This window comes from Micromonospora sp. M51, assembly GCF_018070305.1.
Lineage (GTDB): Bacteria > Actinomycetota > Actinomycetes > Mycobacteriales > Micromonosporaceae > Micromonospora > Micromonospora parva.
The window spans coordinates 1-10,322 of sequence record NZ_JAGPXZ010000148.1 but is presented as its reverse complement, the minus strand read 5'-3'; the positions used below and the strand labels follow the sequence as shown (position 1 = coordinate 10,322).

Below are 10,322 nucleotides of genomic sequence, written 5' to 3'. Positions count from 1 at the left end.
ACGCGGTGCGCCGGGCGTTCGGCCCGACCGTCGTGCTGACCGGGGTCGACCTGAGCATCGCCCGCGGTGAGGTGGTGGCCCTGCTCGGCGGCAGCGGTTCCGGCAAGAGCACACTCCTGCGGATTCTCGCCGGGTTGGACGGCGACGCCAGCGGGACGATCGTCGTGCACGGCACCGCCGCCGTGGTCTTCCAGGAACACCGGTTGCTGCCGTGGAAACGGGTGGCGGACAACGTGCGGCTCGGGCTGTCCGGTGTGGACGCTCCAGGGCGTGTCCGGCGGGCGCTGGCCGAGGTCGGTCTCGCCGAGCGGCACCGCGCCTGGCCGGCCGAGTTGTCCGGCGGGCAGGCGCAGCGGGTGGCCGTGGCGCGGGCCCTGGTCCGCGAACCGGACCTGCTGCTGCTCGACGAGCCGTTCGGCGCGCTGGACGCGCTGACCCGGCTGCGGATGCAGATCCTGCTGCGCCGGCTGCGCGCCGAGCACGGTTTCGCCGCCCTGCTGGTCACTCACGACGTGGAGGAGGCGTTGCTGCTCGCCGACCGGATCCTGCTCCTCGACGAGGGTCGCATCGCCGCGGACCTGCCCGTCGACCTCGGTGCAACCCGTACCCCGGACGACCCGGCCTTCGGCGCGCTGCGCCGCCACCTGCTCGACCGACTTGGCGTCCCCACCACCTGATGAGCGGAGCTGTGATGACCCGCTGGACTCCCGATCCCACGTTCTACCCCTCGCCGCGCGAGGCGGTGACCGCGCCGACGGAGAAACTCGCCTACGTGGCGGCCTTCGACCGGGCGGCCAGCCGTCCGGACGCCATAGTGGTGCTGGACACCGACCCCGACTCCCCCGAATACGGCCGGGTCGTTGGCTGGACCGACCTGCCGTACGTCGGTGACGAGCTGCACCACTTCGGCTGGAACGCGTGCAGCAGCGCGCTCTGCCCGACCGCCCCGCACCCGCACGTCGAGCGGCGCTACCTGATCGTGCCCGGCCTGCGGTCGTCGCGCATCCACGTGCTCGACACCCAGCCTGATCCACGCCAGCCGCAGATCGTCAAGGTGATCGGGGCCGAGGAGTTGGCAAAGCGGGCTGGCTACTCGCGGCCGCACACAGTGCACTGTGGGCCGGACGGCATCTACCTCTCGGCTCTCGGTGGCGCGGACGGCGAGGAGGGTCCCGGTGGCATCGCCATCCTGGATCACACCACGTTCGAGGTACGCGGGGCGTGGGAGGCCGACCGGGGTCCGCAGTTCCTGGCGTACGACGTTTGGTGGCACCTGACCCAGGACGTGCTGGTCACCAGCGAGTGGGGCACCCCGTCGATGATCGAGGACGGCATCGTCGGTGAGTTGCTGCTGGGCCGACGCTACGGGCACGCCATCCACTTCTGGGATCTGGCGAAACGCCGGCACGTGCAGCGGGTCGACCTGGGCGATGCGTATCAGATGCCGCTGGAGCTGCGGCCGGCGCACGACCCGACGAAGTCGTACGGGTTCGTCGGTGTGGTGATCAGCGTCGAGGATTTGTCCGCCTCGATCTGGTTGTGGCACCGCGACGGGGACGGCTGGGCGGTCACCAGGGTGATCGACATCCCGGCCGAGCCGGCCGACCCGGCGGACCTGCCCGACCTGCTCAAGCCGTTCGGCGCGGTGCCGCCGCTGGTGACCGACATCGACCTGTCGGTGGACGACCGGTTCCTCTTCGTCTCCTGCTGGGGCACCGGCGAGCAGCGCCAGTACGACGTCAGCGACCCGCTGCACCCGGTACAGACGGGCTCGGTGCACCTCGGCGGGATCGTCCGCCGCAGCGCGCACCCGTCCGCGCCGGACGAGCCGTTGGCCGGTGGCCCGCAGATGGTCGAGGTCAGCCGGGACGGTCGGCGGGTGTACGTCAGCAACTCGCTCTACGGCGCGTGGGACGACCAGTTCTACCCCGACGGGGTGGGCGCCTGGTTGGCCAAGCTCGACGTCGACGTGGACGCCGGTGGGCTCACCCCTGATGAGCGGTTCTTCCCGCACGGGGACGAGTTCCGGGGCCTGCGGGTGCACCAGACCCGGTTGCAGGGCGGGGACGCCTCCTCCGACTCGTACTGCTTTCCGTGACCCTCACCGCCCTGGCGACGCTCGCCGCGCTCGGCGCGTTCCATGGTCTGAACCCGGCGATGGGGTGGCTGTTCGCGGTGGCCCGGGGCCTTCAGGAGCGCAGCCGGATGGCGTTGCTGCGGGCCCTGCCGCCGATCGCGGCGGGGCATCTCGCCTCGGTGGCGATCGTCGCCGCGCTGGTCGCCGCGACCCGGTCGGTGACGGCGAGCAGCGCCCTCGCGGTGCTCGGCGGCGTGCTGCTGGTCGCGTTCGGGCTGTGGCGACTGCTCTCCGAGCGGCACTTCCGCTGGGCGGGGATGCGGTTGTCGGCGGGGCAGCTCGCAGGTTGGTCGTTCCTGATGTCGTCGGCGCACGGCGCGGGCCTGATGCTGGTGCCGGTGCTGGTGGCCGAGCCGGTGCCCGGGGGTCACTCCGGGCACCTGGCCGCCGCGCCGGTCGGTGCGCTGTCCGGCCTCGCGGCGGCCGGGGTGCACACCGTGGCGATGCTCGGCGTCGCCCTGGCCGTGGCGGTGCTGGTCTACCAGGTGTTCGGGGTGGGTGTGCTGCGTCGGGCCTGGTTCAACGTGGACCGGCTCTGGGCCGGGGTGCTGGTGGCCGCGGGGTTGGTGACGTTGCTACGGGCGTGACCGTCCATCGTGGAAAGCGCCGATCTGTGATCTCATGTCGGCATGATCACTCCCACTCCCCTCATGCGTCTGGTGGCCGGTGTGTGGGGGTTCAAGACCCTCGCGGCCGGCGTCGAGCTCGGCCTGTTCACCAGGTTGGCCGGTGGGCGGACGATGACCGTCGAGGAGGCCGCCGCCGAGTTCGGGTTGCCCGATCGGCCGGCGGACCTGTTACTGGCCGCCAGTGCCTCACTCGGGCTGTTGGAGAAGGCCGGCGACGCGTACCGCAACTCCGAGTTGGCCGAGCAGTTCCTGGTCGAGGGTCGCCCGTACTACTTCGGCGCGCAGATCCGCTACTCCGACCTGCGCACCTACCTGCCGTGGCACCGCATCGGCGAGGCACTGCGCACGGATCGCCCGTTGACCTGGGACCCAGAGGCCCAACAGTCGATGTTCGACACCGCCGACCCGGAGATGCTGGCGCAGTTCTGGGACGCGATGTTCTCCACGTCCAGCTTCACCGCCAGCGCGTTGGCCGACGCGTACGACTTCTCGGCGCACCGCCGCCTGCTCGACGTCGGCGGCGGGGCCGGCGCGTTCCCGATCGAGTTCTGCCGCCGCCTGCCCGAGCTGCGGGCGACGGTCCTGGATCTGCCGCACGTCTGCGTGCGGGCCCGGGAGCGGATCGCGGAGGCCGGCCTGACCGGGCGGATCGACGCGGTGGCGGGTGACTTCCTCGCCGACCCGGCGCTGCCGACGGGCCACGACGTCATCCTGCTCAGCATGATCCTGCACGACTGGGACGAGCCGACGAACCGGGCGTTGCTGGCCCGGTGCCACGCGGCGTTGCCGCCCGGCGGGGCGATCGTCGTCTGCGAACTGCTGCTCAACGACGAACGCACCGGGCCGCCCGAGGCGGCGCTGATGGGGATGAACATGCTTGTCGAGACCGAGGGTGGGCGCAACTATTCGGGTGCCGAGTACGCGGCCTGGCTCACCGACGCCGGTTTCGTCGACGTGCGGACGGTGCCGTTCGATGCCCCCGGGGCGAACGGCGCGGTGGTGGCCCGCCGGGCCTGACCGACGACGACACCCGGCCCCGGTGCGAACCGTGGGCCGGGTGTCGCGGCGCCTCACGGCGCTGGCGTCCGATCGGCTACCGGTACGGGTCAGGCGCGCGCCTTGGCCGGCTGCTTCATGAAGTCCAGGACCGCCTTGTTGATCTCGTCGGCGTGGGTCCACGGGATGCCGTGCGGTGCGCCCTTGAGCGTGATGAGCTGGCCGGTCGGCATCATCGGCCCGAGCCGCTGGCCGGTCACCGGGTAGGGCAGCACCCGGTCCTGGTCACCCTGAATGATCAACACCGGAATGTTGATCTTCGGCAGGTCGGGGCGGAAATCTTCCTGCCAGGCGTCCACACTGTCGTGGGTGGCCTTACCGGAGGCCATCGCGCCGATCTGCCAGTGCGCCCGGTACGCCTCCTCGCTGACCCGCTTGCCCATGTTCTGGTCCGGGTTGAAGAACGCGTCGCAGAAGGACGTCAGATAGGCGAAGCGGTCCTTGATGATGGCGTCCTGGAAGCCCTTGAAGAGCTTGCGGTCGACGCCCTCGGGGTTGTCGTCGGCCTTGGCCAACATCGGTTGCAGCGGGCTGAGCAGCACGGCCCGGCTGACCCGCTGGGAGCCGTAGTTGGCCAGGTAGCGGACGACCTCGCCGGTGCCCATCGAGTGACCGATCAAGGTCACCTCGTTCAGGTCCAACTCGGTCATCAGCACGTCCAGGTCGGCGGCGAACGTGTTGTAGTCGTACCCGAAGGCCGGCTGCGCCGAGTTGCCGTTACCGCGCCGATCGTAGGTGATCGTCCGGTATCCGGCGTTCTGCAGCACGCTGGTTTCCTTCTCCCACGTTGCCCCGTTGAACGGGAAGCCGTGGATGAGCACCACGGGCTTACCGGATCCGTGGTCCTCGTAGTACAGGTCGATGGGTGCGGAGTTTTCCGTCCCCACGGTAATGAAAGGCATGTTTTTCTCCTGCTCCGGTGTGGGCTGTCGGACGCCCCGCGCTTTCCCGTCGGGTCGCCGGATATGCGGCCGAGGGCCGTCGCCTCAGGCCCGCCGGTCCCCCTCCGGACGACCGGTCCCGGCATCGACATTTATCAACCTCGTCGGTAGGGTCGCCGGTAGGAAAGTTTCGGCGTACGGGAGGTGGGCATGCTTCGAAAAGTCCCCGCGGCGCTGGCCGTCGGAGCGGCGGCGGCCGCCCTGGGCGGCACGCCGGCGCAGGCCGACCCGGTGGTGCCACGGCACGCCATAGTCATCTGCCAGAGCGCCAGCTTCTACGCCAACTACGACTCTGCCGGCGGCCCCACCGGCCTGAAGCGCACGCTCGTCTACGGCAACAAGATCGGCCACACCCCGGGCGCGCATCCGGTCTACAACGGGTGGGCGGCCGCCTTCGACTTCGGCCCGAACGACTGGGGTTACCTGCGCTCCGAGTGCATCGGCGGGTACGACTCATGGTGAGGGCCCGGGTGACGGCCGGCGTGCTGGCCGGGATCGTCGCCGCGACCCTCGCCGCACCGGCGCCGGCGCAGGCCGCCAACGGCACCATCGGTCAGCGGGAGACGGTGTGCGCGAGCGACCTGTTCGTCCGCACGCAGCCCAACGGCGCCTGGATGGGCACCCTCTACCAGGGTCAGACGTTCCTGGTCGAAGGTCCCCGCAGCGGCGGCTACGTCTACGGCTTCGCCTACGGGTACATCAACCGGCGCGGCTGGGTGCAGGACGGCTGGTTCTGCTGAACGGGCGGCCGGCGACGCGACCCGATCGGAGTGCCCCGATCCGGCCGCGGCGGCCTAGCCTCGAACGGTGAGCCCTTCGCCCCGGCTGCGAGCCGTCAGCGACCTGCACATCAGCTACGCGGAGAATCGCGCGTTCGTCCAGGAGCTCCGGCCGGACCACCCCGGCGACTGGCTGCTCGTCGCCGGTGACGTGGCCGAGCGGTACGCCGACATCGAGTGGGCTCTCGGCCTGCTGAGCAGCCGCTTCGCCCGGGTGGTCTGGGCGCCGGGCAACCATGAGCTGTGGACGCCGCCCGGCGACCCGGAGCACCTGCGCGGCGAGACCCGCTACCGCGAGCTGGTCGAGCTGTGCCGGCGGCTGGGAGTCGTCACCCCGGAGGACCCGTACCCCGTCTGGGACGGCGAGGGCGGCCCCGCCACCATCGCCCCGCTCTTCGTGCTCTACGACTACACGTTCCGGGTGCCGCAGGCGCGCACCAAGCAGGAGTCGCTGGACCTTGCGTACGCGGCCGGGGTGGTCTGCACGGACGAGGCGCTGCTGCACCCCGACCCGTACCCGAGCCGGGAGGCGTGGTGCGACGCCCGCATCATCGAGACCGAACGCCGGCTGGCCGAGCGCGGCCCGGCGCTGCCGACGGTGCTGGTCAACCACTACCCGCTGGTGCGCGAACCCACCGACGTCCTGTGGTTCCCGGAGTTCGCCCAGTGGTGCGGCACCGTCCGCACCCGCGACTGGCACCTACGCTTCGGCGCGTCCACGATGGTCTACGGGCACCTCCACATCCCCCGCACCACGTTCTACGACGGCGTCCGGTTCGAGGAGGTCTCGCTGGGCTACCCGCGCGAGTGGCGGCGACGCGGCCCGGTCCCGGACCCGGTCCGCACCATCAACCCCGCCGACGACATGCGCCGGCGCGAGTCCGTCAGCGGGTGAGGCCGACCACCGTCGCCAGCCGCGCCACGCCGGCCGGCGCCGGCTGCGCGCGGGCGACATCGGCGATGAGAGTACGCGCCAACGGCCGCCACCGAACCTCAGCCGGCGCGACACTGTCCGCGTCGACGAGGACGCGACCGTCTCGCGCATGCCCGAAACGTCTGCCACGCCGCCATAAGGCTCCGCGACAATGGCCACATGCTCACCTACGTTCGTTGGTACTGCCCAGATGACGACCGCTGGTGCTACGACGAGCTGGACGCTGATCGGTGGGCACTGCGCCACGTTGAGCAACGCGCATCGGACGGGGCCTTCTTCGCGGCGGCATCGCTTGCAGAGGTGCTCATCGCGCGCGATTCGGGAGTGGTGGGGGCGGTTGCCGAGTACGACCAGCGGTACGGCTGTGTGCCGGAGTCCCCGTTCCCTGGACCGAGCCTGGTGGTGGAGCCTGCTGTGGAAAGCCTGTCCTCGGAGGATTTCGAGCGCCTGTGGCGGGAGGCTCGTCGGCATCTGGAACAGCAGACCGACAATTAACTCTTCGTCCCGAAGAAGCGATCGCCGGCGATGAGCTGCGTCGTCACCCAGTGGTCACCGGCCCCGCCCGTCAGACGTCGAAGCGCAACGCGGGCCGCTCAACTCGCTCAGCAGGGCAGGCAGGTCGCCGAGGGTGGCGAACGCACGTCCGCTCCAGCTCGGGTCGGTGTCGTTGTGCTCGGTGGTACGAAGCACGCGACGTCGATCCCGTCGGCGCCGAGCTCGTCGGCGAGCGGAGCGTAACGGCGCAGGGCGTCGGTGGCGGTCGCGGTGCCGCGTTCCAGCCTGAGCATCGCCTTCATGCTGAACGGCGGCCTGTTCTTCGCCACTCGCTTCACCACCAATCCGCGTCAGGCACGCGAGGCACCGTAGCCAGCGGGCGACAGTGCGAACAACCGATTTGGGCCGGTTCGGCTGGGCACCTGCGCCGACATCACGGCCGGCGGCGCGTGTGGTGACCGCCTGGCTGGCAGCATGGGCGGATGAGGTCGAGGCTGCGCAGGCTCCACATCGACGGCCGGGAGTTCACCTGGAAGGCCGACATCCGGGCCGCACCTGGCTCTGACGGCCGTCTTCACCGCTGCATAAGGCTCCGCGTATGGGGTGCGGGAAAAGCCGGTCGCGCCCTACAGGCCGATGTGACCGAGCGGCCCACCGTTGCCTCTGACGGTCGATACGTCGAGACCGACGTGCACGGCAGCGGGGAGGCGTACCCCTACCCGACAGCCGCGGACGTACGCGTTCTGGTCCGTTACGGCCTGCGCGCTGGATGGACGCCGCAGGCGTTGGGTGGGACGTTCACAATCGCCCCGCCGACCGAACTTGAGCTACCGCGATTCGCCGTTACCGAGCCTGTGTGAAGCGTTGAACTGCACCGTGAGGGCACCCGGTCGTCTTGACAAGTGGTGGGGTTCTGACGTGTTCAGAGGGGCTCGAAGAATCGAGTGGACCAGGTCGCATCATTCGTCGGGCCGAACACCCAACCATTGGGCCCGTCGTACGGCGCGGCGAGGATGTGCTCTGGGACGAGGAGGTAGTCGAGTCCGCTGAGTGCCCCCTCGATCCGTGCGCGGTCGTCCGGGTGCAGGTGAGATGTGTGGGCCCACGGAGCGGAAGATCCGCACGCGGCAAGGCCACCAAAATTGCTGACGCTCACACTCAGAGACAGTGGGATTCGGGTACGTTTCGTGCGGCTGCGACTGACCTCGGCGGGAATCCAGATGCTGCCGAAACATGCGGAGTCCTGGGCCAGCCCCACGTCGCATCGGCAACCGTAGGCCTCGCTCAATCGCTCCGCGAGCCGGTCGAACCGACCCTGGGTCGCCGCGCGGTCGAAGTGCCGTGGCATCTCCAGACCATCACCTGCGCCTGGCTGCACCCGAGCGTTCGAGACCGCCAGCACCGACTGCGGCACTACGCCCTCGACCATGACCCGCGTGAGCGACTCCGGGCTGAGGCCGTGCTCCACCGGCGCGACCGGCTCGTCCAGCTCCCGGAGCAGCGACCACCATTCCGCATCTGACATTGTCACGCGAGGCACCGTAACCAGCGGGCGACAGAGCCGACAAACAATTCGGGCCGGGTCGGCCTGCCACCTAGCATCGTGGCCAGTCCGGGCGGCGGATCGATGCAGCTAGGGATCCCCCTACCAGCCGCGCTTCGGAGCTTGGCGGGAGTGTGCGATTGAGCCTGGATATCGCGGTGTGGATACCCGACGACGACTCCTACGCCGGCCGGCAGGTTGTGGAGGATCCGCCGGGCACCAGCACGGCGGTGGGAGCTGAAGCCTTCCGTCATTCACTGTGGGGTTCCGCGGTGACTCGTCAGCTGGGCGCGACGTTCCTGCCACAACTCGCCGATGTCACGGTCGAGAATCGGGGTAACCTCCAGGTCTTCCCCGGTCAGCTCGATGCCTTCGACCAGGAGTGCGTCCGCCTGGCGGAGAACGTCGAGCTGCTGGCCGCCGCGACCGGATACGACGCGGAACGCATCCTCCGCTACCTGGCCAACGTGCGGGATGCCGTGCAGCGCGCCAGGGCGGTGCAGGGCGGCATCATCATCTGGTAGTCGGCGTACGGGTGGAGGGGCGGCCACCGGTCGGCGTACGGCGGCCGCCCCTCGTCCGGTCAGCTGGCGTACACCTCCAGTGCCGCCAGTTGTCCGGCCGGCCAGCCGGTGTTACCGGTCACGGTGATACGCACATAGCGGGTCTGCGCGCCGGTGAACGTCAGCGTCACCTGGTTGCCCGTCGACGGGTCGAAAGTCCGCCCCGCCGAGGAGACGAGGGTCCCGAAGCCGCTCCCATCGGTGCTGCCCGCGACGGCGAGGGTCTGCGTCCGACTCCCCCAGGCTGACGACGGCGGCAGCTTGAGCACCACCCGCCCGACCGTGCGTGTCGCGCCCAGGTCGACCTGCACCCACTGCGGGAACGCGTTGTTGGCGCTCTCCCAGTAGCTGTTCGCGTCGCCGTCGACCACGTTGCCCGAGCCGTAGCTCTGGACGTGGCTGCTCTCGCTGGTGGACCGCCCTCGGGCCAGGTCGGCGTTGGTCGGGGCGTCGGTGGTCACCGTGGCCGCGTTCGAGGCCGCCGAGGTGTTGCCGGCGGCGTCGCGGGCGACGACGGTGAAGGTGTACGAGGTGGACGCGGCCAGTCCGCTCACGGTCGCCGTGGTGCCCGTGACCGTGCTGACCACCGTGCCGCCCTGGCGTACCTGGTAGCCGGTCACGCCGTTGTCGTCGGTCGACGCCGTCCAGGCCAGGGACACGCTGCTCGCCGTCCGGCCGGTCACCGTGAGGCCACTCGGGGCGGTCGGCGGGTTGTCCGTGGTGCCGCCGGCGGCGTACACCTCGACCTGGGAAAGCTGGCCCGCCGGCCAGCCGGTGTTGCCGGCGATGCTCAGCCGGATGTGGCGGGACGTGGGGGGCGGCAGCGTGCGGGTGACGGCGTTGCCGGTGGCCGGATCGAAGGTGAACGCGGAGGCCGCGGCGATGGTCGAGAAGGAGCTGCCGTCGACGCTGCCCTGCACGGTGATGGTCTGGGTACGCGCGCCCCAGCCGGCGGGCAGCCGCACGACGAGCTTGTTGACCTGGTGGTTGGCGCCGAGGTCGACCTGCCACCAGTGCGGGAACGCGCCGTTGGCGCTCTCCCAGTAGCTGCCGACGTTGGAGTCCACCGCGTTGCCCGAGGGGAATCCGCTGCCCTGGCTGCTGGCCGCTGTGGACCGGCCGGCCGCGAGGTCACCGCCGGTCGGGGGCGGGGTGCCGAGGATCGGCGGGGTGGGGCGGACGGCGGTGAGGCCGAGTTGCCCCTTGAGCATCCGGCCGCCGTCGGCGGTGATTCGCAGGTAGTAG

General features: G+C 70.4%; 13 protein-coding genes. 9 read left to right on the top strand and 4 right to left on the bottom strand.

Annotated elements, in window-relative coordinates; translation table 11 throughout:
- The 4 genes from KBX53_RS11000 to KBX53_RS10985 form a co-directional block, all read left to right on the top strand.
- Nucleotides 1-677, top strand: a 677-nt coding sequence (locus KBX53_RS11000; protein ID WP_247675439.1) for an ABC transporter ATP-binding protein, incomplete at its 5' end; no start/stop codon positions are given.
- A 14-nt stretch (nucleotides 678-691) separates the two neighbouring features.
- Nucleotides 692-2,098, top strand: a complete 1,407-nt coding sequence (locus tag KBX53_RS10995; protein WP_210858967.1) for a selenium-binding family protein — start codon at nucleotides 692-694, stop codon at nucleotides 2,096-2,098.
- Nucleotides 2,095-2,724 (top strand): hypothetical protein, encoded by a 630-nt coding sequence (locus tag KBX53_RS10990; protein WP_030335430.1) that lies wholly within the window; start codon nucleotides 2,095-2,097, stop codon nucleotides 2,722-2,724. Before KBX53_RS10995 ends, KBX53_RS10990 begins: the two co-directional genes overlap by 4 nt.
- Nucleotides 2,725-2,766: 42 nt before the next feature.
- A complete protein-coding gene (locus tag KBX53_RS10985) occupies nucleotides 2,767-3,783 on the top strand; it encodes a methyltransferase (protein ID WP_210858966.1) in 1,017 nt (338 codons plus the stop codon).
- 89 nt (nucleotides 3,784-3,872) lie between these two features.
- On the opposite strand, the gene KBX53_RS10980 is transcribed toward KBX53_RS10985, so the two are convergent.
- Entirely contained in the window at nucleotides 3,873-4,724 is an 852-nt protein-coding gene (locus KBX53_RS10980) for an alpha/beta fold hydrolase (protein ID WP_210858965.1), read from the bottom strand.
- Between the two features lie 189 nt (nucleotides 4,725-4,913).
- Between KBX53_RS10980 and KBX53_RS10975 the strand changes: the two genes are divergently transcribed.
- The 4 genes from KBX53_RS10975 to KBX53_RS10955 all read left to right on the top strand — a co-directional run bounded on the left by KBX53_RS10975 (nucleotide 4,914) and on the right by KBX53_RS10955 (nucleotide 6,971).
- Entirely contained in the window at nucleotides 4,914-5,225 is a 312-nt protein-coding gene (locus KBX53_RS10975; protein WP_210858963.1) for a hypothetical protein, read from the top strand.
- 8 nt (nucleotides 5,226-5,233) lie between these two features.
- A complete protein-coding gene (locus tag KBX53_RS10970) occupies nucleotides 5,234-5,503 on the top strand; it encodes a hypothetical protein (protein WP_309140751.1) in 270 nt (89 codons plus the stop codon).
- Nucleotides 5,504-5,570: 67 nt separating this feature from the next.
- On the top strand, nucleotides 5,571-6,437 hold the full coding sequence (locus KBX53_RS10965; protein WP_030335421.1) for a metallophosphoesterase: 867 nt from the start codon (nucleotides 5,571-5,573) through the stop codon (nucleotides 6,435-6,437).
- Nucleotides 6,438-6,635: 198 nt separating this feature from the next.
- Nucleotides 6,636-6,971: a hypothetical protein gene (locus tag KBX53_RS10955; RefSeq protein ID WP_030335420.1), complete on the top strand. Its 336-nt coding sequence runs from the start codon at nucleotides 6,636-6,638 to the stop codon at nucleotides 6,969-6,971.
- A gap of 107 nt (nucleotides 6,972-7,078) precedes the next feature.
- Here the strand turns inward: KBX53_RS10955 and KBX53_RS10950 are convergent, their stop codons facing one another.
- Both KBX53_RS10950 and KBX53_RS10945 read right to left on the bottom strand, forming a co-directional pair.
- Complete coding sequence (locus tag KBX53_RS10950) at nucleotides 7,079-7,300, bottom strand: hypothetical protein (RefSeq protein ID WP_081883978.1); 222 nt, start codon at nucleotides 7,298-7,300, stop codon at nucleotides 7,079-7,081.
- A 593-nt stretch (nucleotides 7,301-7,893) separates the two neighbouring features.
- On the bottom strand, nucleotides 7,894-8,496 hold the full coding sequence (locus KBX53_RS10945; RefSeq protein ID WP_210858962.1) for a hypothetical protein: 603 nt from the start codon (nucleotides 8,494-8,496) through the stop codon (nucleotides 7,894-7,896).
- Between the two features lie 290 nt (nucleotides 8,497-8,786).
- Here KBX53_RS10945 and KBX53_RS10940 point away from each other — a divergent pair, with 290 nt between their 5' ends.
- Complete coding sequence (locus tag KBX53_RS10940; protein ID WP_167337329.1) at nucleotides 8,787-9,038, top strand: hypothetical protein; 252 nt, start codon at nucleotides 8,787-8,789, stop codon at nucleotides 9,036-9,038.
- A gap of 59 nt (nucleotides 9,039-9,097) precedes the next feature.
- Here KBX53_RS10940 and KBX53_RS36985 read toward each other — a convergent pair.
- A partial coding sequence (locus KBX53_RS36985) for a discoidin domain-containing protein (RefSeq protein ID WP_210858961.1) occupies nucleotides 9,098-10,322 on the bottom strand: 1,225 nt, incomplete at its 5' end.